Below are 21,398 nucleotides of genomic sequence, written 5' to 3' on the forward strand. Positions count from 1 at the left end.
TAACCGACACAACAGATCCGCCCCTTCCTGAGTAAGGGACGAAAGAAGGATTTAAGAAATGGCGAACCGAACCGAACATGATACCATGGGCCCAATCCAGGTGCCCGCAGACGCATTATGGGGTGCCCAGACCGAACGCAGCCGTCAGAATTTTACCATTGGCCGGGAGTTGATGCCCCGGGCCCTGATCCATGCCTATGCACGGCTTAAAAAAGCCTGTGCAGCCGTCAACAGACAAATGGGGCTGCTGGATGACCACCGGGCAGATCTGATTATCCGGGTCTGCGATGAAATCCTGAACGGCGACCACGACAGCCAGTTTCCCCTTCACGTCTGGCAGACCGGCTCCGGCACCCAGACCAATATGAATTTAAATGAGGTCATTGCCAACCGGGCCGCCCTGCTTGACGGCAGGCAACTGGATGATACCAGGCCCATCCACCCCAATGACCATGTGAACAAATCCCAAAGCTCCAATGATACATTCCCGGCTGCCATGCATATCGCAGCGGTGTTTGAGATCCATGACACCCTGCTTCCCGCAGTTGACCGCATGCGTCTCACCCTTGAAGAGAAATCCCGTAAGTTTTCACAGATCATTAAAATCGGCCGCACCCATCTCCAGGATGCCACCCCGCTGACACTTGGCCAGGAGATCAGCGGCTGGGAAGCCATGGTCCGGAGCAGCCGGGACCAGATTTTACAAGCCCTGGAAACACTCTATCCCCTGGCCATTGGCGGAACAGCGGTGGGGACAGGCCTGAATGCGCCCCAGGGGTTCGGCAAAGCCGTGGCAGAAGAACTTGCCGGGTCAACCGGCCATCCGTTCAAACAGATCAAAAACACCTTCCATGGCCTTACCGGACATGACCAGATCGTGTTCACCAGTGGCGCACTCAAAGGACTGGCTGCCAATCTGATGAAAATCGCCAATGACGTCCGGTGGCTTGCCAGCGGTCCCAGGTGCGGCATCGGAGAACTGAATATCCCGGCCAATGAGCCGGGCAGCTCCATCATGCCCGGAAAAATAAATCCCACCCAGGCAGAAGCCGCCACCATGGTGGCCTGCCAGGTCATGGGAAACGATGCGGCCATCGGCTTTGCCGCCAGCCAGGGAAACTTTGAACTAAATGTATTTAAACCGGTTATCATCCATAACCTGCTCCAATCCGTTACCCTTCTGGCCGGCACCCTCTCCTCGTTCACATCCCATTGCCTGGCCGGGATTGCCCCAAACATCCCGGTGATTGAACGCCACCTGAAAAACTCCCTGATGCTGGTCACGGCACTGGCCCCGCACATCGGATATGACAATGCGGCCCGGATCGCCAAAAAAGCGCTCCGGGACGGCATGACCTTAAAAGAGGCAGCCGCAGAACTGGGCCTGGTCCAGCCCGGGCAATTTGATGAATGGGTCACCCCCGAAACCATGATTCTGGGACAAAAGTAACTTTTGAAAAAAACAGTTCAGCAAAATATAAAAATCATGTATATTCAACCTCTTTTTAAAAGTGAAAATTCCAGAAATATCATGGGTATCATTATAATTAGTAATATTGATAAATTACAACGGGCTGGCCCTGGACACCATCCGGGCGGTTTTGGAACATGGAGTGGAAAATGGCTAAACCAAAAAAAGAAACAACATTGATGGACAAAGTCGTTGGACTTTGTAAACGCAGGGGATTTGTATATCCGGGATCTGAAATTTACGGCGGACTTGCCAATGCCTGGGATTTCGGTCCTTTGGGAGTGGAACTGCTTAAAAATCTGAAAGAGGCCTGGTGGAAAAAATTTGTCACCGAGCGCATTGATATGGTGGGCCTGGACGCCGCCATCCTCATGAATCCGACCACCTGGGAAGCCTCCGGCCATGTGGGCAGTTTTTCCGATCCGCTGATGGACTGCAAAAAATGTAAATCCCGAGAGCGGGCTGACAAGCTTGTGGAAAACTGGCAGCAGGACAACGGGTCTGGTGAACAGCCCGCCAACTGGGCCGGGGAAAAAACCCCGCCCCAGGATATGCTGGATTTTATTAATGCCAAGAACATCACCTGTCCCCAGTGCGGCAGCCTTGACTGGACCCTGCCCAAGGCCTTTAACCTGATGTTTAAAACCCAGCAGGGTGTGGTTGAAGGCGAGGGAAAGGACATTTATCTGCGTCCGGAAACCGCCCAGGGTATTTTTGTCAATTTTAAAAATGTCCAGACCACCTCACGCAAAAAAATCCCCTTTGGGATTGCCCAGATCGGAAAGGCATTCAGGAACGAAATCACCCCGGGCAACTTTGTATTCAGGACCCGGGAATTTGAACAGATGGAAATTGAATATTTCTGTAAACCCGGTACTGATCTTGAGTGCCATGACTTCTGGAAAAAATTCTGCATGGACTGGTACCTGGGCCTGGGCGTTACCCCGGACAATCTTAGATTCCGCGACCATGACCCGGCGGAATTGTCCCATTACTCCAATGCCACCTCAGATATTGAATACCAGTATCCCTTTGGCTGGGGGGAATTGTGCGGCATCGCCTCCCGGACCAACTATGACCTGAGCCAGCACATGGCGCACTCAGGCAAGGATCTGCAGTATTTTGACGAGGCTGCCAGGGAAAAGTACATCCCCTTTGTCATTGAACCGTCCCTCGGGGTACAGCGCTCCGCCCTGGTATTTTTGTGCGACGCCTATGAAGAAGAAGAGATTCAAGAGGGGGACACCCGGGTGGTGCTGCATCTTCACAACCAGTTGGCGCCTGTGAAAATTGCAGTATTGCCCCTGGCCAAAAAAATTGCCGACAATGCAAAGTCTATCTTTGACACCCTGGTACAGCAACTGGGGCTGAACATGGATTTTGACGTCCAGGGCAGCATCGGCAAGCGCTACCGCCGCCAGGACGAGGCCGGCACCCCCTATTGCGTCACCTTTGATTATGAATCCCTTGACGACAATGCCGTCACCATCCGGGAGCGGGATTCCATGGATCAGCAGCGCATGAAAATAGATGAACTGGTTCCCTTTTTCCGGGAAAAATTTACATATTAACGAAAGCCTGATTTTATGCCTTTGTATTCATACAACAATATTGTGCCGGATATCCACGACTCCGTTTTTATCGCACCGAGTGCCCAAATTATAGGTGATGTGCAAATCGGCCGGGATTCTTCGGTGTGGTTTCAAACGGTTATCCGGGGAGATGTCGCCGGAATCCGCATTGGTGAACGCACAAATATTCAGGATCTTTGCACGGGCCATGTGGCCAAAGACATCCCTTTGATCATCGGCAACGGCGTTACCATCGGCCATAACTGCTGTGTTCACGGCACCACCATTGGGGACGGCTGCCTGATCGGCATGGGTGCTGTTCTCCTGAACAAAAGCGTCATCGGGGAAGGCTGCGTCATCGCGGCCGGTACCCTTGTTCTGGAAAGAACGGTAATTCCACCCTATTCACTGGTTACAGGGTCGCCTGGCAAGGTCAAAAAAGTTTACGAAAACCGGGAAGAGGTTGATCGGATGCTGAAAAGAGCCTCTGATGGCTATGTGGAACATGCAAGGGAATATCGTTCCAGCGATCTGTTTTATGAGATTAAATAGTGTTTGAACGAAAAGTCACCCATCTGCGGCGTTGCAGAAAAATTTGCAATCCTCACATACATTAGTATGCGCCGGTTACAAATTTTTCTGCGCCTTGCCGCTGGGCAACTTTTCGGCCAAGCACGGTTTTAGGCGGCAGTTTCCGCCCCTGTCCGGTCCTTTTCGAGCCCCATGGCCCGGCCCAGCAATTGGGTAATGAGCATGGCAGGGATGGGAGGTGTTGATCCTGATTTCAGGATAAGATCCCGGCCGTGTTCAAACTGCATGTGGCAATAATTGCATGCCATGCAGATGATATCCGCACCTTCCTGTTCCGCTGTTTTATATTTTTCCAGAATAAAAGTCTGGGCCAGGCTGCTGTTTTTCTCCAACAGGGGATTGCCGCAGCATTCCAGGCGTCTGGACCAGTTTACGGGTTCTGCCCCGGTCAGTGCGATAATCCGTTCAAATATCGTCGGTGCATTGGGACGGTCATCAAACCCGGTGATGGTTGAGGGGCGCAGGGCATGGCAGCCGTAGCTTGGGGCGACTTTTATCCCGTCAAGGGGATGGGTGATGCACTGCCGGAGAAGATCTTGATCGATTTCCCGGTCCAGGAGGGTCAGCATGTGATGGATTTTGACACCCCCGTCATAGTACAGCCCTTCCTTTTGCAGTATACTGTTGATCCGGACTTGTTTGTCGGGATCATTTTTAAAATAATATTCTGCCTGTTTAAGGGAGCCGAAACAGCACTTGCACAGGGTCAATACAGGCAGGTTATGGGCCTGGGCCATGGCCAGGTTCCGTATGGCCAGCAAAAGAAAGGCATCCAGATTTTTTTCCTTGGCAGGGTATCCGCAACATCCAAAATCAAGTTCCTGGGTCTGAACATTGAGCCTGGATAAAACTGCCTTGGCCGACTTTGGATGCTGGGGGATGTCAAATCCGGTTCTGCATCCTGAGAATAGCGCGTATTTCATATTCCAAATTCCTGGTGGTATACCATGTTTTTAAGTTGATAAAAAATATCCGTAATCCTGACGCCCTGGGGACAATTTTCCTGGCATTTATAACAGGTCAGGCAGTCCCAGACAATGGAAGCATCCTTTGCCAGATCGGTTTGCCCCAGAACAAGGGCATGGATGACCTGGTGGGGTGCTGATCCGAACTCCCTGATTTCGCCGGTAACACCTGTCACCGGGCATGTGCTCGTACATGTCAGACAGGTATAACATTGTGAAAACGTAGCGGTCTGGAAGGATCTTTTCAAGGATGCAATCAAAGGATTTTTCCCGGGTTTGATCACCACAGGGGTTTGAAGTCCGGCTTTTTCAGGCGTCTGTTTTTTGCGAAGGTCCCTTATCCGGATAACGGGGTCCGGAAGAGATTCCTCTGCCAGCCGCTCCCGGGTTTCCTTCCAGATATCCTGCAAGTCCAGCCCGGCAGGACAGATCTGGGAACATTTGTTGCACATGGTGCAGATAAAACTGCCCAGGGAAAAAGCATCCCTTGATTCCGGCTCCATCGGCCGTCCCCATGCCGACTCCCGGATGCGGGTTACGCGTTCCGAGGGGAACACCCATGGGTTGTCAAGGATTTCATATAAAGGCCCCACGGCACAGTGGCTGGTGCAGGTGCCGCACTGGGTGCAGGCGGAAAGATCAAAGACCCGGCGGGTGGCCCTGTTCTCATCGCGTTTTATCTGCTGTCCTGCAAGTCCTGAAATCATAAGGCTTACCGGGGTTGTCAGGATATGCAGGAACTTGCTGAAAGGCAGGTAGGCCAAGGCGAGAAAACAGCTTAAAAAGTGAATCTTCAGTATCAGTGCATCCAGGCGGTTCCTGTTGAAAAAACCGGCAACAGGCGTCATGGCAACGGAGATCGGATAGGAGACAAAGGCAGATCTTGGGTTGGCATGGCAGGCAGCACAATTGTCTTCATTGAGGAGCTCTCCTTCTTCCATAAGTTCCGGGGTGACCTCGATGGTCTCCCCGGGGAACTGGACATTGAATTCTTCCTGCCAGACAGCCTTAAGCGCCGGCAGTTCCTCTTCGTCCAAGGAGCCATATTCCTCCACCATTTCGTAAAACACACCCGAAGAGATGATCTTCGCGGCCTCCAGGCCAAAACCGGATATCATGATGAGTGCAAGCAGGGCGATTGCCAGGTAATCGGGCCGCCTGCTGATCTGTCTCAAGCGAAAATGGGTTTTCCTGCGATATACGGCAATGACCAGTCCCGCCATCACCATTACACCGGCGATATTCCGAAGGGCCATGAACGGGTTCAGGGTGGACAGGTAATTTGAAAAAATTACTTCGCTGACATAGCCTTCAAGGGCATGGAAAAAAAACAACCCTGCAAATCCCCAGAAAATACAGATGTGCATAACCCACTTCAGGAAATCCTGGCGCAGCAGCGGCAATTGAAGCACGACATCCAGAATAACCGTCTTGAAAAGATGGAAAATCCGGGCAGGCGAGGCCAGGATGCCGAACAGGCCGGACAAAAACGCTTTTATCCGGCCTGCCATAGTGAATACGGGCAGGTTCGGTCCGATGTTTAACCGGAAAAATCCAATGATTCTGTAAAGGATTCCGATGAAAAATACTGCCAACGCAATAAAAAAACTCCAGGTATAAAGCATTGGGCCGGTTAATAAATCATACAACGGCATTAATTATCTCCCAGTAAAATTTAGAGATGATATCCAGGAGCCCCGAATCAGGGCGCCAAAGGATGTTACATAAATGCTACTCAACATAAATACGGCTCAAAAGGAGCACAAAAATAAATTGTTGGCATATTACAATACGATGATATTGTCAATTATATTTTTTAGCAAACACTTATATTTTTACACTGGAATGTGTGAATGATCCGCATTACCGGCTCAGGGAAAAACCAATCCGGAAGATCTCTTCTTTTGTGCTGTAATCCTTCAGGCGTTCCCCGTATCCGTTGAAATACTGCAGGTGCAGGTAGAGATTAAGTCCGTTGTTGAAAAATGAGGTCAATGGATAGCTTAAGTCCGCCTGGATGCTGGGCCCCGCGTCAGCCCATCTTGTGTGGGTATCCAGGCACAGGCCCATGGGAATGCCTGCCTGGACCTGCAAATCAAAATATCCTCGAAAATCTGCCAGGTCCGGGTTGCTTTCATCCTCATTCATCACATAGACCCACAATTTGGGGGCCAGGGTCAGATAAGCCTTTTCAAAAAGTGAAACCGCCATAATCGGTTTGATATATATGTAATTGGTGGATCTGGAATCATCCCCGCCCTTGCCGTTGGACTCATGCTGAAAACCGCCCTGGACCCCGAAGAGTTTAACCCACGGCAGCGCTAAATCAATTTTGGGCACCAGATAAAACAACTCGGGCTTATAACTGGAATCATCAAAGGGTTTGGAATCTGATTTAAGATCCCAGTAAGAGGTCTGGGTATAGGCCAGATGAACCCCATCCAGCAGGGAATTGAGCCCCCGGCTGTCAAAGGGCGCGTTGAACAGTTTGTACTTAAAACTGACCTGGAATTTGCTTTTTTCCATCCCCGGGTCCACACCGAACAGGAAATAGACCGGCTCATAGGCAGACAGATTTTTCAAAAAGGGCTCGAATTCGTTCTGCTTTTCTCCGATGACCAGTTGCTCCCGGCCTGGATTTTCCGCTTCCCGGGCCTGGGATTCAACAGGCGGGGCAGCGGAAAACAATACCGGGCCAGACTTGAAATCCCCAAGGGCCAGGCGGATTGTTCCGGCCATGTCCCGGGGCAGTTCAAACTCATAGGTCAGTTTGGCGAATCCGCCGGCCGGAACCGTCACTATGCCGTCAGGGACGGTCTCCATACAAATGGCCTTCACCATACGCTTCTGGTCGTTTAGACCCACCGTGACCATGACAGAATGATAATCCTTTGAAATGATATCCGTGGTGCCGGAATTCTGGACAAACAGCGTAAACCGGACAGGCTGGCCTGCCACGGCGTTTTCCTGGGGCGGGACAATAAATACATTTGGTGTGCCAGCCGTTGCAGACCTTAAATGAAAAGGACCTGCACCCAGGGCAAAGATCACAAAAAACACAGCTGTAAACCGATTTATTTTCAAGGGATAAGACATGGAAACGCTCCGCAACGGTTTAATCACCGCATTTTTTGGACATCATTTTTTGGACTTGGGATGCACAGGACAAAAAAACAAAACCAATCACACTTAATTTAGAATCCTTGGCCTTGTCAAGAAATTTTCAATGACTGGATGGATCAATTCCTCATGTATTGGAAACTAAAAATATGATAATTAAATCAAGCGCACGTGAAGAGGCGTGCCGCAATTGAAACAATCTGGTAAAAAAACGGGGAGAAATAACGCGTTTGATGAAACGAATACTGACATTTGCGATATTCGTCTGGGCAGCCACTGCTGGTATCCTGGCCCATGCCGCAACGGACAATGACCTGTTCACTGCCCAGGAAAAGGCATACATTCAATCCCAAAAAAGTATCCGCATCGGTATTATCGATAATGAACCGCCCTATTCTTTCTATAACCAAGGCAAGATCAGCGGATTTTCCATTGACCTGCTCCATTTGCTGGAACAGTCCTCGGGACTGAAATTTGAATTTGTTCTGGGCAGCTGGTTCAATATTTACGCCTCATTTCAAAACGGGGATCTGGATGTTATTGACCAGATCTCCTTTACCAAGGCGCGCAGCGAATGGATGCTGTTTACCCCGGCATATCACGTTAAAGCACTTGTCCTGTTCATGAGAACCGGCGAAATTCCCCATCCTTTCAAAGGGCTGGAGAGTCTTGGCAGAAAACGGATCGGCATTCTCCGGGACATCTATTATGAAGAGTGCCTCCGGCAGGATGGTCATGCCAGGGTTTACGAATATGACGACTATATTTCGCTGATGAAGGCGCTTTCCTTCGGCTGGGTGGATGCCGTGATTGCCAGTGAAATGACCGGGCGTTTTGTAGCCCGTGACAACCATCTTTCCGGTATCAGTATGGTCGGTCCTTTCAACGCCAAAGGAATTGTTGAAGAGGACTTCCGGCTGGGCATTTCAAAAAAGGATCCCCTGCTCCAGTCCATTCTGACAAAAATTTTAAATGCGGTTCCGAAGCAGACCATGGATGTTCTGGCCCGGAAATGGGGCCGGTATCCATATCTGAACAACAATACGGCCACGCTTTTATTCACCGGGGAAGAGCAAGCCTTTATTGCCGGCCATCCGGTCATCACCATGGGTATGCTCTCTGATTTTTCCCCTTATAGTTTTGTCAGTCAAGGCCGCCAGGTAGGGTTCAGTGATTCTTTACTCAAGATGATTTCAGAACGGACCGGCCTTAAATTCTCCTATGTTGTGGATGACTGGGCCAAGATTTTCTATCTTTTTAAAACCGGGCAACTGGATGCCGTTGCCAATATCTCCTATGCCGAAGAGCGCACACAATTTACCCGGTATACCAATGTGTATCACCAGATTCCAACAGTGGTTTTTGTACGCAACGACTTTAAGAATTACCAGGGGATCAGCAGCCTCAAGGACCGGGTGGTGGGCATGACCCGGGAAGTATTTTATAAAAAAATTCTTTCCCGGCTGACAGGTCCGGGCCTTCGGGAGTATGATGATCATTCCGTCATGATGAAAGATCTCTCCTTTGGCAAGCTGGATGCCGTGGTGGCGCCTTTGAATACAGGGAACCTGTATATCCGGAAACTGGGGCTGGTCAATTTAGTCATTGCCGGTGAATTCAGTGTTGACGGTATGGGGGCGGAAGATTTGCGGTTTGGTGTCCGGCCGGACCTAGCTCCTTTGGCTGGGATCATGAACAAGGCCCTTGGTTCTCTGTCTGCCTCGGACTGGCAGTTGCTTGAGACGGCCTGGCTTTCTCCTAAAACCGGCACGTCAGCCGGCTATACCCTCCGGTTCTCCGATAAAGAGGCCGCCTACCTGAAAGAAAAGAAAAAGCTGGTCCTTGGCGTGGTCTCAGACCGGCTGCCGTTTGGAAGGGTGAACAGCGACGGCCAGTATGTGGGAATTGGTGCGGATTTTTTAGCGCTTTTTTCAAAACAACTGCCTATTCCCGTGACCGTAAAAAAATGCAACTCCTGGGATGATCTGCTTGCGCAAATCAAGAAAAGACAATGTGATTTTTGCATGGCAGCCATGAAAACCCCTGAAAAACAAGCGTATATGGATATTACAGCGCCCTATCTCACCATCCCCAATGTCATTGCCACCTCTGTCAATGCGCCGTTTATTGATGATTTCCGTAAGTTTCTGGACCGTCCCATGGGGGTTGTCAAGTCTTCGGCCATATCAGAGATTTTAAAATCAACCTATCCCGGTATGCACCTTGTGGCCCTGGACAGCGAACTTGCCGGTATCAACATGGTGCAGCGGGGAACGCTTTTCGGGTTTATCTGCACCATGACGGAAATCGGCTATCATCTGCGCCAGGAAAAGATTGTGGACATCAAAATTGCCGGCAAAATGCCCTATGACTGGCAGGCCGGTATCGGCTCCCGGAATGACGAGCCCCTGCTGGGGGACATTTTTCAGAAATTGGTCATGTCTGTATCTGAAAAACAGAAAGCCCAGGTACTGGATCACTGGCTCAGTGTGAAAATGGAGCAGAAATTTGACTATTCACCGTTCTGGAAGGCGTTGGGCGTGACGGTCATCCTGATCCTTGTCACACTTTTCTGGACCAATAAAGTGCGCAGACTCAACCGGAAGCTGATTGAGGCAAATCATGCGCTGGCGGAACTGAGCCGCATAGACGGTTTGACCGGTCTTTTTAACCGGCGGGTATTTGACGAAGAGTTTGCGCGGATTTTTAGTCTGTGCCAACGCAATGAGATCTCTTTTTCAGTCATTATTCTGGATATTGATCATTTCAAGAAGATCAACGACACCCATGGGCACCCTGCCGGAGATGCCTGCTTGAAGCGATTCGGCGAGGTGCTTATGGAGCGGTTTCAACGCATCTGCGATGTGGTGTGCCGGATTGGCGGTGAAGAGTTCGGTATTATCTGTACCGGCAAGGATGCATGCAAAGTCTACGCCTATGTGGAGGAGCTGCGCAACCATATGTCAGCCGCAATCATCCGCCATGACGGGGAAAAAATATCATTCACTATCAGCGCAGGCATATATTCATCAGTGCCCACACCCGATTCCCCGGGCGAGATTTTCTTGAACATGGCGGACAAGGCTCTTTACCAGGCCAAAACCGGGGGCCGTAATCAAGTGGTGGAACTCGGACCGCAGATGAAATGAATGATCTCCTTTGCCTGCCTTTTTATCCGCATTCTTTGTTGTGCCCCAGGGAATTTCATAAAAATTCGGCGCAAATTTGTAAGAATTTATTTTTCCAGCGCTCTTAACGTCTTGACATCACCCAAATTATGTTTTAGAAAACCCTCCGTTTAAGTGACTGCTGAAATACTAAAATGGAGGAGTATATGTCTGAACTTGAGACGCGTGTAGAATGTAAAAGCCTTCTTAAAAAAGTGATGAAGGCTGAAGAAACGATACAGTTTTTTAAACCTGGAATGAACCTTGGCTGGTCAGGTTTCACACCTGCCGGTTACCCGAAAGCCGTGCCCATAGCGCTGGCTGACTATGTTGAAGCCAACAGCCTCCAGGGCAAATGGCGGTTCAATCTTTTCATCGGGGCATCTGTCGGTGCGGAAACAGAAGACAGATGGGCTACGCTTGATATGATCGACAGAAGATGGCCGTACCAGACAGGCAAAAACATCGCGAGAGGCATCAACACCGGCCGCATCAGAATGGGTGACAAACACCTTTCTCTCTTCGCCCAGGACCTTGGTTACGGTTTCTATACAAAAGATACGGAGTCCGGCAGGCTTGACCTTGCTATCCTTGAAGTCTCCTGCATTAAAGAAGACGGAAGCATTGTCCCCACGGCCTCTTGTGGTGTAATCCCTGAAATCCTCATGGTTTGTGATAAAATTATCCTTGAGGTTAATACCGGGCAGCCTTCATTCGAAGGCATGCATGACCTTTTCATGCCGGGAACCCCGCCCAACAGACAGGTTTTCAACATTACAAAAGCAGACAGCCGCATAGGTTCAACGTCCATCGCGTGTGACCCTGAAAAGGTTATTGCCGTTGTCGAGTCAAAATATCCCGACAAAGGCCGCGCGTTTACGGAAATTGATGCGACATCCGAAGCCATTGCAGGCCACATCATTGATTTCTTTGGTGCTGAAGTGAAAGCCGGACGTCTTCCTGAAAATTTACTTCCACTCCAGTCCGGCGTTGGCTCCATCGCCAATGCGGTTGTGGGCGGTCTTGCCAAAGGGCCTTTCGAACACCTTACCGTTTACACTGAAGTGCTTCAGGATACCATGCTTGACCTGTTTGACTCCGGCAAACTGGATGCCGCGTCTTCATGCTCACTTTCCCTGTCCGAGAAAGAGGGTTTCCCGCGTTTCCTTGCAAACAAAGATTTTTACGCAGACAAGATCGTTCTTCGTCCGCTTTCCGTTTCCAATGCGCCGGAGGCGGTCCGCCGTCTCGGAGTTATCTCTATGAACACACCTGTTGAGTTTGACATTTACGCCCATGCCAACTCAACACTTGTCGGCGGTACAAGAATGATTAACGGTATCGGCGGTTCCGGTGACTTCCTCAGAAACGGTTTCTTGAAAATGATGCACTGTCCGTCTGTCCGGCCTACCAAAACAGATCCCACAGGTATCACATGTGTTGTGCCCAAGGCACCGCATATTGATCACACCGAGCACGATCTTGACGTTGTGGTCACAGATCAGGGACTTGCAGACCTTCGCGGTCTTGCGCCTAAAGAAAGGGCCCAGACCATCATCGACAAATGTGTACACCCCGAATATAAAGATATCATGCAGGAATACCTTGACATCGCGTCCAAGGCCACGCTTGCAAAAGGTATCGGCCATGAGCCCCAGCTCTTTGACAGATGCTTTAAAATGCAGATGAATCTTGCGAAAAACGGCACAATGAAAATTGACAACTGGGACGTACCGGAAATTGTTTAATTAGCCGCCCAATTGGCACTATCGAAAGCTGACGCTTGCCGCAGAATCTATACTTAGGGGAACCTTAACAGGTTCCCCTTTTTTTTTCCGCATCCCGAATATTTAAGATCGAATCGGGATCCCCCCCCATCCCTATACCCTTGGCCACCATTCCCCAGAGCCTAAGACTTGCCAAATATTTTGAATTCCATTACATTTGACCCACGTTTAAGAATACGTGCCCTGCCCGGCACCCACAAGGCCACATTAGACCGGAGTAAACCCATATGAAAAAATACCTGTCACTTGTCATTACAGCATTGATTCTGTTGCCCTGTATCGCAATCAGCCAGGAGAAACAGGCTGCATCTTCGGAGTCCGGGACTGCGGCCCAGACCGAAGAAAAAAGTGATGACCCGTCAGCAGCAAAAGCTGAATCCCAACAGAATACCCTTGAAATTCTCAAATCCATTGTCAGAAGTAAAACAACGCTAAAACAGCGCATGGATGAAAAGAAACAGGCCATGGCCAAAGCGGGTTCCGAAACCGAAAAACAATATCTCACCCAGGAAATTGCCGAACTGGACAAGCAGATAGCAGATGCGGTGACCGATTTTGAAATGACCGCCACAGGTGTTGAAATCGGTCTGTTTGTGAGCAAGAAAAAAGAGCGGTTTGACTGGAAAGACGAACTGCTCTCCCTGGCTGAACCCGGGATTATGGAACTTAAGCGGCTCACGGTCAAAGCCAGACATAAATCAAAACTCAATGATGAACTGGCCAGTTACCATGAATTGCTTCCCGAGGCAATCAAGGCCAGAACCCGTATCGAATCTTTGATCAGCCAGACCAAGGACCGTGAACTGGTATCTGCCCTTAAAAATATTCTGCCCGAGTACAAAGGCCTTGAAAGCCAGATAAAAAATAAGGTGGACCTGGTCCAGCTTAAACTTGACGAAATTGAGCGGCAAGAGGCATCGGTCATTGACAGCACCCAGGACTCTGTTAAAAAATTTTTCAGAACCCGGGGATTGTACCTGTTTCTGGCCATTCTGGCCTGCATCGGTGTGGTGCTGTTCATCAAATTCCTGTACCATACCCTGATCCGCCTTGTGCCCGGATATAAAATGGAGTACCGCCCCTTTCATATACGGGCACTTGAACTGGTGTACCGGGGTATGACGGTCATACTGACCGTGCTGGCAGTCATCGCGGTTTTTTATTTCGTGGAGGACTGGGTCCTGCTCTCCCTGGCCATTATCTTTATCATGGGAGTGGTGTGGACGGCCAAGTACACCTTGCCCATGTACATGGATAAGAGCAAGCTGATGCTCAACATTGGTGCGGTCAGGGAGGGAGAACGCATGATGTACCAGGGCGTTCCCTGGCGGGTTAAACATATCAATTTTTATACATTGCTGGAAAATCCTGATTTGGGCATTACGCTGAGGATACCCATCACGGAACTCATTGGCAAAACATCCAGGGAAATTGCCCCCCATGAACCCTGGTTCCCCTGCCGGAAAAATGACTGGGTGATCCTTTCCGACGGGACCCGGGGCGGCGTGACCCATTTGAGCCATGAAACCGTGGAGCTGGTGTTGAGGGGCGGCGCGAAAAAGACGTATCAGACGGCTGATTTCCTGGCCATGACGCCCCTGAACCTCTCTGTAAATTTCAGGCTTAAAGTGCCCTTCGGCATTGGTTACGGTCACCAGCAAGACGCCACGGCAAAGATTCCCGAACTCTTATCAGCCTTTATCCAAAAGAAGGTTGAAGAGGAAGGATATGCCGAAGACCTGCTGAGCCTGAAGGTGGAATTTGCCGAAGCCGGGGCCTCTTCCCTGGATCTTGTGGTCATTGCTGATTTCAAAGGCAGCCAGGCACCTGTGTACAACCGCCTGAAACGAAGCATACAACGATGGTGTGTTGATGCAGCCTCCCAGTACAACTGGGATATTCCCTTTCCCCAGATTACGGTTCACCAGGAGGCCTGATCCATTTCCTGAAACTTAAAACATAACAACCCGCCCGAAGGGCGGTAATTTAATTGGCGTTTGACGTATCCATTTTCCCGCCGCCCATGACCTTGTACAGGTTAATCAGGTTGCTCAAGTAAGCCTGTTTCAGGGTAATGGCTCCTTGTTCCGCACTGAAAAGCGAGCGCTGGGAATCCAGCACCGTGAGAAAATTATCTATGCCGTTGTCATACCTTGCCTTGGACAGCTTATAAGCATCCCGGGTGGCAGACACCAGCGCATTCTGGGCATCCAGCTGATCCTTGTAGTGTTTGCGTGCCACCAGCTGGTCTGCCACTTCCCTGAACGCTGTCTGAATGGCGCCTTCATACTTGGCCGCCGCAATTTTTTCTCCAACGGTTGCGGCATCCAGACTGGCCTTGAGTCCTTCCCGATTGAAGATGGGAATGGTGACACTGGGAGAAAAACCCCATGCAAGGCTTCTGGACGGATCAAATAAATAGGAAAGGCCCTGGCTGGCAAATCCCAGGGAGCCGGTCAGGCTGATGGTGGGATACATGGCTGCCCGGGCCGCACCAATGTCTGCATTGGCCGCCTTCAACTGATGTTCGGCTGCCTGGATATCCGGCCTGGCCAGAAGAATCCGGGAGGGAAGCCCTGCCGGCAGCTGGGTCAGAAATCCGATGTCGTCAATTGATTCCGGTGACTCCGGTGACTCCGGTGACTCCGGCGCCTTGATAAGATCATACACCCCGGGACCCGCAAGGTACACCAGGGCGTTTTCCGCCTGGGCAGCCAGCCGTTTGTACTGGTAAATGGAAGCCCTGGCACTCTCTGTGGATGTGGCGGCCTGGGCCAGGGCAAGCTGGTCTGTGGACCCCGCATCATACTGGGTTTTGATCACATCATAGGTGGATTTCTGGGCCTGGTATGTCTCCTGGGCAAGCTGCTGCAGCTTTCTTTGGGCCAGAAGGTTGACAAAGGCGTCTGCGGTCTGGGCCACCAGGGCAATGCGGGTGCTTGATGCGGCTTCCCGGGTGGCAAGATATGTCTCAAGGGCGCTTTGGCTCAGGCTTTTAACCCGGCCGAAAAAATCAAGTTCATAGGCCGTGATACCCAGTCCCACACTCATGGAGGTATCCGCAGTATATTGCTCTCCCGAACTACTGCTGTCTTCGGGGATACCCTCGCGGCTTAAGCCTGTTTTACCTGCAATGACAGGCAGTTCATCGGACTTTTTAATCCGGTAGGCAGCCTTTGCCTGTTCAATATTGAGCAAAGCCACCTTCAGATCCCGGTTGTTTTCCAGGGCCATGGCAATGATCTGCTGCAGGGTCCGGGATGTAAAATAATCCTGAAAGGCAATGTCGGCTGCCGCCTGACCAGACCCTGGATCTGCTTTTGGATCCTTGTCAGGCCATGTGTCAGCCACCGGCATTTCCGGCTGCCTGTATTCGGGGATAAAGGAACAGCCGGCAGTAATCAGCAGTAAGCCGGCAACGGCTGCCGTAATCGTTTTATTTGGCATGAGAATCATTCTCCTTGGCCGTTTTCGGCCTGTTTTTTCTTTTCACTGCCCCTTTCAATGAGGATGAAAAAGAGGGGAACAAAGATAATCGCCAGGGATGTGGCTGCCACCATACCGCCGATAACGCCGATGCCGATGGCATTCTGGCTGGCAGAACCCGCACCGTCGGAAATGGCCAGCGGTGTCACTCCCAGGATAAACGCAAAGGAGGTCATCAGGATGGGCCGAAGTCTGAGCTCGGCGGCAATGACTGCCGATTGAACCAGTTCCATCCCGCTTTCGTATAGCGTTTTTGCAAACTCGACAATGAGAATGGCGTTTTTGGCCGCAAGACCCACCGTGGTCAGCAGCGCAATCTGGAAATAGACGTCATTGCTTAATCCCGCCCACTTGGCGGCCACCACGGATCCGATAATACCCAAGGGCACAATCAGCATGACCGAAAACGGGATGGACCAGGACTCATAAAGGGCGGCCAGGCACAGGAACACAAACAAAAGGGAGATGGCGTAAAGCATTCCGCTCTGGGAGCCTGCCAACCGCTCTTCATAGGACAGGCCTGTCCATTCCAGGGAGATCCCCTTGGGCAGTTTCCGGGCCAGCTCCTCGATAATGGACATGGCTTCACCCGAGGACACCCCCGGAGCCGGTGCGCCCAGGATCTCCACCGAAGAGGTGCCGTTATACCGCTCTAATTTCGGCGATCCATAGCCCCACTCTCCATAGGTGAATGAGGAAAACGGCACCATGTTGCCCTGGGCGTTCCGCACATGCCATCTGTTGATATCTTCGGGCAGCATGCGGGATGCTGCATCTCCCTGGATATATACTTTTTTAAGCCGGTTTCCGTCCATGAAGTCATTGACATAGGATGAGCCCCAGGCGGTTTGCAGAACATTGGTGATATTGGCCGTGGCCACGCCTAATGCTTCGGCCTTTTCATAATCAATGTGCAGCTTGTACTGTGGCACATCAGACAACCCGTTGGGGCGGACACCCACCAGCTTCGGATTCTGGGCAGCCATACCCAGCATCTGGTTTCTGGCGTTCATCAGTGCGGTATGGCCCAGGGCACCCCGGTCCACCAGCTCAAAGTCAAAACCGGTGGCATCGCCCAAGGCCAGAATGGCCGGCGGAATAAAGGCATACACCGATGCATCCTTGATGCTGTACATGCGGGCCATGGCCCGGTCCGCAACTGCGGCAGCTTTCTGGTCCGGCCGGTGGCGCTGGGACCAGTCCGTCAGATTGAGAAAGCCCATGGCCACATTCTGCCCCCGGCCGGAATGGCTGTACCCGACGACCGTAAACAGGCTTTTTACATTCTCCTTCTCCTGCTCCAGAAAGTAGTCTTCCACTTTGTATACGGACTGCTGGGTCCGTTCCATGGTGGCCCCCGGCGGAGCGGAGATCATGGTCATCATCATGCCCTGGTCTTCGTCGGGCAGAAACCCTGTGGGGATGCCTTTAAAAATATAGACCAGGCCCACAATGATCAATGCATAAACCACCAGGAATCTTAAGGCCCGGGTGGCCGCATATTTGACACTGGATTTATACATGGCCTTGCTGAAGTCAAAGCTCTTGTTGAACCAGCCGAAAAAACCGCGTTTATTTTCATGATGTCCTTTTTCCACAGGTTTGAGCAATGTGGAGCAAAGCGCCGGGGTCAGAATCAGGGCCACGAGCACGGAAAGTGACATGGCCGATACCAGGGTCAGTGAAAACTGCCGGTAGATGGCGCCGGTGGAACCGGAGAAAAACGCCATGGGGATAAATACTGCAGACAGCACCATGGCAATACCCACAAGGGCGCCGGTGATCTGATCCATGGATTCCCGGGTGGCTTCCTTGGGCGGTTTACCGGTTTCAGACATCACCCGTTCCACGTTCTCCACCACAACAATGGCATCATCCACCAGAAGGCCGATGGCAAGCACCATGGCAAACATGGACAGCGTATTGATGCTGAACCCGAATGCCGACAGCACCCCGAAGGTGCCGAGTAAAACCACCGGCACCGCAATGGTGGGTATCAGGGTTGCCCTGAAGTTCTGCAGAAACAGGTACATGACTAGAAAAACCAGTACAATGGCCTCCACCAGGGTTTTAACCACCTCTTCGATGGAGAGCCGGACAAAGGGCGTGGTGTCGTAGGGAAAGATAACCTTCAGTCCGGTCGGCAGAAACTGGCTCAGTTCTTTAATTTTATCCTTGACCCGATTGGCCGTGTCAAGGGCGTTGGCGCCGGTGGCAAGGCTGATGGCCATGGCTGCCGCGGGCATACGGTTATACCGGGTGGTGAACCCATAGGTTTCAGGCCCTTTTTCCACTTTGGCCACATCCTTCACCCGGACCTGGGAACCGTCCGGGTTGACCTTGACCAGAATTTTTTCAAAATCATCCACGGTCTGCAGTTTGGACTGGGCCGTAACAACGGCATTGATCTGCTGGCCTTTGATGGCCGGAGCCCCGCCGAGCTGGCCTGAGGAGACATCGGCGTTTCGTGCCTGGATGGCCGAAACGACATCCGATGGCATCAGGTTGAAGGCGTTGAGTTTTTCCGGATTAACCCATATCCGCATGGCGTACTGGGAGCCGAATACGGTCAAATCACCCACGCCCTGGACACGGGAAACCGGATCAGCCATGTTGGATTTAAGATAATCGGAAATATCATCGTCGTTCATGGTGCCGGTCTCAGAATACAATCCCACTAAAAGCAGGAAACTGTCAGACGCCTTCTGGACGGTGATGCCCTGCTGCTGGACTTCCTGGGGCAGGAGACTTTCCACTTTTGATATTTTGTTCTGCACCTGGACCTGGGCGATATCCGGATTCGCTTCCGGTTCAAAGGTCAGGCTGATGGAAAGCTGGCCGCTGGACTCACTGGATGCAGAAAAATATCTTAGATAATCAATGCCGGTCAGAGCCTGCTCTATGACCTGTGTGACACTGTCTTCCACCACCTGGGCCGAGGCTCCGGGATACCGGGTTGAAATGGTAATGCTGGGCGGGGCAATCTTGGGATATTGTTCCACCGGCAGGGTGAGCACGGCAAACAGCCCGGACAGCATAATGACAATTGCGATAACCCATGCAAATATGGGGCGATCTATAAAAAAACGAGACATGTTTTTATCCTGCTATCATGAGTTGGCGGATGCTTTGTATTCCACGGTGCTGACCTTGGCCTGGGGGCTGATTTTCTGCAACCCCTCAACCACTACCCGGTCGCCGGGGGCAAGGCCGGAAGAGACCACCCACTGGTCCTTCACTGCCTGAAATACTTCAATTATTTGGTATTTCACTGTATTTTCCTTATCCACAACCCACACGTAAACAGATCCGTCCGAATTGCGGACCACAGCCTGCTGGGGAACGACAATGGCTTTATCCTGGCGGGACTGCGCCACTCTGGCACGGACAAAAAGACCTGGCAGAAGTTCCTTTTCGGGGTTGGGAAACAATATCCTCAACTGGACCATGCCGGTGCTCTGGTCCACCGTGGCATCGGAAAACAGCAGTTTGCCCTGCAGGTCATAAGGGAGACCTTCCTTTCCAATAAACAGACTGACCATGGAGTTGTCTTCAGAATTGTTCAGGCCTTTTTTAAGCGCCATGAGCTCCTCGCTGGACTGATTCACGTCCACATAAATCTGGTCCAGATTCTGGACCAGGGCCAAAGCCGTCTCCTGGTTAGCCGTAACAAGGGCGCCTTCGGTTACCGATGACTTGCCGATGCGGCCGGAAATGGGTGAAAAAACCTTAGTATAGTCCAGATTTATTTTTGCGGTGGCCAGATTTGCTTCGGCAACAGCCACGTCGGCCTGGGCCTGGGCCAGGGCTGCCACAGTATCGTCATACACCTGGCGGCTGACGCCGCCCACTTTCACCAGGCGGCTGTACCGGGCAAGCTTGGGCTCCACTGCCTTGACGTCAGCCTGGGCACGAACCAGGCTTGCGGCGGCGGATTCATATGCCGCTTTGTAGGTGGCGGGATCAATTTGATAAAGCTGCTGCCCTTTTGTAACAAAACTGCCCTGGGTAAACATTCTTTTAAGGATGATGCCTGTTACCTGGGGGCGAATTTCAGCCACCTGGTACGCAGATGTTCTGCCGGCCAGATCTTTGGTGAAAACCACTTCCTGGGGCTTGACCGTATAAACGGCCACCTCAACCGGCGGCCCGGCCTGGGCATGTGCCTGCGTGGCCGAAGCTTGAGCCTGGCCTTTTTGCCCCCCTGCCCAGGGCAAGGCAAGCTGCCCTGAAGAGTACAAGTATCCACCGCCAATGATCACGGCTGTAATAAAACCAAGCAAAAAACGCTTCATAACGATATCTCCTGTTCCTTATGTATACTTATGTCCAGAAAGCGGACAATTTCCTGTTTGAGTTTTTCCAGATCCTGGAGCGGCTCTTCCCGGTATGTCAGGGACTCCAAAGGCCCCACCACCGTACCGAAGATCATGGCTGCCATCACATAGGGGTCCACAACCATAAATTGCCCCCGGCGCATGCCCTCCCGGCAGACATTGACCAGGGGGATGATGATGGTGTCCATACGTTCCGTGACGGCAGCGGCTGCCGAACGCTGACTCTGGATAAATTTAAAATAAAGTGGATATTCCTTCTGGAAATTAAATACATTATCCACAAATGCGTATATTTTTTCCATGGGCGGAATGTTTTTTTCAAATATTTTGTATGATTCCTTTTTAATGGGGATAATCACCGCCTCATGGACAGAGTTCAGCAGGTCTGTTTTGTTCTTAAAATAATTGTACAAGGTTCCTTTGGACACACCGCACCTGTCCGCCACCTTATCCATGGTAACGGACGTTCCTTCCTGTATCATTGCCAGCACTGTTTTTATGACCTGCCCCTTGAGCAGACGGTTCATCATCTCTTTTCTTCTGGTGGGTGAATTCATTTAATGCTTCCTTGGGTTGCCCCCTGCCTCGGCCCTGAGGGGAAAAATAAAATCATTTCCTGACCATGGGGTATAAAAAAATGACCCGATAGTCAAAAAATGACTTCCGCGTATAATAAGCGTGATACCTGTTTCTGTCAAGGGTGTTTTTTAAGCCGAGAAGAACACGAAGTCCGCGATGATATTATAGATTTTCAGTGAAGCGGGGTGGCGGTCATATTTTAAAAGCCCCGGAAAAAACGATCCGGGGCTTTAGTGCCTTACTCCTGAGCTTGTGTCACAAAAAACAAGAAATTGTTAGACTCCTTTCTTCTTGTTTCTAGTTTCCAGCCTCTAGCTTCTGCGG

General features: G+C 51.1%; 14 protein-coding genes. 7 read left to right on the plus strand and 7 right to left on the minus strand.

Translation table 11 applies throughout. From position 1 onward, the window contains the following. Positions 1-58 precede the first annotated feature (58 nt). From fumC to Q366_RS07900, 4 genes are read left to right on the plus strand one after another with little or no spacing between them, the layout of a single operon-like run. Positions 59-1,450 carry a class II fumarate hydratase gene (gene fumC, locus Q366_RS07890; protein WP_035237849.1) on the plus strand — a complete coding sequence of 464 codons (1,392 nt, stop codon included), beginning with the start codon at positions 59-61 and terminating at the stop codon, positions 1,448-1,450. A 3-nt stretch (positions 1,451-1,453) separates the two neighbouring features. Further along, positions 1,454-1,651 carry a hypothetical protein gene (locus Q366_RS21260; protein ID WP_156968137.1) on the plus strand — a complete coding sequence of 66 codons (198 nt, stop codon included), beginning with the start codon at positions 1,454-1,456 and terminating at the stop codon, positions 1,649-1,651. Beyond that, a complete protein-coding gene (locus Q366_RS07895) occupies positions 1,621-3,042 on the plus strand; it encodes a glycine--tRNA ligase (protein WP_035237850.1) in 1,422 nt (473 codons plus the stop codon). The genes Q366_RS21260 and Q366_RS07895 overlap by 31 nt, the downstream gene beginning before the upstream one ends. Before the next feature lie 15 nt (positions 3,043-3,057). Then, on the plus strand, positions 3,058-3,594 hold the full coding sequence (locus Q366_RS07900; RefSeq protein ID WP_035237851.1) for a gamma carbonic anhydrase family protein: 537 nt from the start codon (positions 3,058-3,060) through the stop codon (positions 3,592-3,594). 128 nt (positions 3,595-3,722) lie between these two features. Here the strand turns inward: Q366_RS07900 and Q366_RS07905 are convergent, their stop codons facing one another. From Q366_RS07905 to Q366_RS20185, 3 genes are all read right to left on the minus strand, one after another. Beyond that, complete coding sequence (locus Q366_RS07905) at positions 3,723-4,556, minus strand: CoB--CoM heterodisulfide reductase iron-sulfur subunit B family protein (protein WP_035237852.1); 834 nt, start codon at positions 4,554-4,556, stop codon at positions 3,723-3,725. Continuing rightward, complete coding sequence (locus Q366_RS07910) at positions 4,553-6,253, minus strand: 4Fe-4S dicluster domain-containing protein (RefSeq protein ID WP_035237853.1); 1,701 nt, start codon at positions 6,251-6,253, stop codon at positions 4,553-4,555. The genes Q366_RS07905 and Q366_RS07910 overlap by 4 nt, the downstream gene beginning before the upstream one ends. A gap of 208 nt (positions 6,254-6,461) precedes the next feature. Continuing rightward, positions 6,462-7,694, minus strand: a complete 1,233-nt coding sequence (locus Q366_RS20185) for a phospholipase A (RefSeq protein WP_051957903.1) — start codon at positions 7,692-7,694, stop codon at positions 6,462-6,464. Between the two features lie 257 nt (positions 7,695-7,951). Here Q366_RS20185 and Q366_RS07920 point away from each other — a divergent pair, with 257 nt between their 5' ends. The 3 genes from Q366_RS07920 to Q366_RS07930 all read left to right on the plus strand — a co-directional run bounded on the left by Q366_RS07920 (position 7,952) and on the right by Q366_RS07930 (position 14,609). Further along, the gene (locus Q366_RS07920) at positions 7,952-10,867 is read left to right on the plus strand and encodes a transporter substrate-binding domain-containing diguanylate cyclase (RefSeq protein WP_035237854.1); all 2,916 of its coding nucleotides are present in this window, start codon (positions 7,952-7,954) and stop codon (positions 10,865-10,867) included. Positions 10,868-11,052: 185 nt separating this feature from the next. Further along, entirely contained in the window at positions 11,053-12,633 is a 1,581-nt protein-coding gene (gene scpC / locus Q366_RS07925; RefSeq protein WP_156968139.1) for a succinyl-CoA:acetate CoA-transferase ScpC, read from the plus strand. A 266-nt stretch (positions 12,634-12,899) separates the two neighbouring features. After that, the gene (locus Q366_RS07930) at positions 12,900-14,609 is read left to right on the plus strand and encodes a hypothetical protein (protein ID WP_035237858.1); all 1,710 of its coding nucleotides are present in this window, start codon (positions 12,900-12,902) and stop codon (positions 14,607-14,609) included. Between the two features lie 49 nt (positions 14,610-14,658). On the opposite strand, the gene Q366_RS07935 is transcribed toward Q366_RS07930, so the two are convergent. From Q366_RS07935 to Q366_RS07950, 4 genes are read right to left on the minus strand one after another with little or no spacing between them, the layout of a single operon-like run. Then, positions 14,659-16,119: an efflux transporter outer membrane subunit gene (locus Q366_RS07935; protein ID WP_035237969.1), complete on the minus strand. Its 1,461-nt coding sequence runs from the start codon at positions 16,117-16,119 to the stop codon at positions 14,659-14,661. Positions 16,120-16,124: 5 nt separating this feature from the next. Continuing rightward, positions 16,125-19,253 (minus strand): efflux RND transporter permease subunit, encoded by a 3,129-nt coding sequence (locus Q366_RS07940; RefSeq protein ID WP_035237859.1) that lies wholly within the window; start codon positions 19,251-19,253, stop codon positions 16,125-16,127. 15 nt (positions 19,254-19,268) lie between these two features. Beyond that, the gene (locus tag Q366_RS07945) at positions 19,269-20,453 is read right to left on the minus strand and encodes an efflux RND transporter periplasmic adaptor subunit (protein ID WP_035237861.1); all 1,185 of its coding nucleotides are present in this window, start codon (positions 20,451-20,453) and stop codon (positions 19,269-19,271) included. Beyond that, positions 20,450-21,052, minus strand: a complete 603-nt coding sequence (locus tag Q366_RS07950) for a TetR/AcrR family transcriptional regulator (RefSeq protein WP_035237862.1) — start codon at positions 21,050-21,052, stop codon at positions 20,450-20,452. Before Q366_RS07950 ends, Q366_RS07945 begins: the two co-directional genes overlap by 4 nt. Between the last annotated feature and the right edge of the window lie 346 nt (positions 21,053-21,398).

The sequence above is a fragment of the Desulfobacter vibrioformis DSM 8776 genome (assembly GCF_000745975.1).
GTDB lineage: Bacteria > Desulfobacterota > Desulfobacteria > Desulfobacterales > Desulfobacteraceae > Desulfobacter > Desulfobacter vibrioformis.

What these genes read in the sequence shown, in the direction of transcription:
- fumC (WP_035237849.1), top strand. Translation starts at nt 59, where the DNA reads ATGGCGAACCGAACCGAACATGATACCATGGGCCCAATCCAGGTGCCC.
- Q366_RS07920 (WP_035237854.1), top strand. Translation starts at nt 7,952, where the DNA reads ATGAAACGAATACTGACATTTGCGATATTCGTCTGGGCAGCCACTGCT.
- Q366_RS07895 (WP_035237850.1), top strand. Translation starts at nt 1,621, where the DNA reads ATGGCTAAACCAAAAAAAGAAACAACATTGATGGACAAAGTCGTTGGA.
- Q366_RS07900 (WP_035237851.1), top strand. Translation starts at nt 3,058, where the DNA reads ATGCCTTTGTATTCATACAACAATATTGTGCCGGATATCCACGACTCC.
- Q366_RS07930 (WP_035237858.1), top strand. Translation starts at nt 12,900, where the DNA reads ATGAAAAAATACCTGTCACTTGTCATTACAGCATTGATTCTGTTGCCC.
- Q366_RS07935 (WP_035237969.1), bottom strand. Translation starts at nt 16,119, where the DNA reads ATGCCAAATAAAACGATTACGGCAGCCGTTGCCGGCTTACTGCTGATT.
- Q366_RS07940 (WP_035237859.1), bottom strand. Translation starts at nt 19,253, where the DNA reads ATGTCTCGTTTTTTTATAGATCGCCCCATATTTGCATGGGTTATCGCA.
- Q366_RS20185 (WP_051957903.1), bottom strand. Translation starts at nt 7,694, where the DNA reads ATGTCTTATCCCTTGAAAATAAATCGGTTTACAGCTGTGTTTTTTGTG.
- Q366_RS07945 (WP_035237861.1), bottom strand. Translation starts at nt 20,453, where the DNA reads ATGAAGCGTTTTTTGCTTGGTTTTATTACAGCCGTGATCATTGGCGGT.
- Q366_RS07905 (WP_035237852.1), bottom strand. Translation starts at nt 4,556, where the DNA reads ATGAAATACGCGCTATTCTCAGGATGCAGAACCGGATTTGACATCCCC.
- Q366_RS07910 (WP_035237853.1), bottom strand. Translation starts at nt 6,253, where the DNA reads ATGCCGTTGTATGATTTATTAACCGGCCCAATGCTTTATACCTGGAGT.
- Q366_RS07950 (WP_035237862.1), bottom strand. Translation starts at nt 21,052, where the DNA reads ATGAATTCACCCACCAGAAGAAAAGAGATGATGAACCGTCTGCTCAAG.
- scpC (WP_156968139.1), top strand. Translation starts at nt 11,053, where the DNA reads ATGTCTGAACTTGAGACGCGTGTAGAATGTAAAAGCCTTCTTAAAAAA.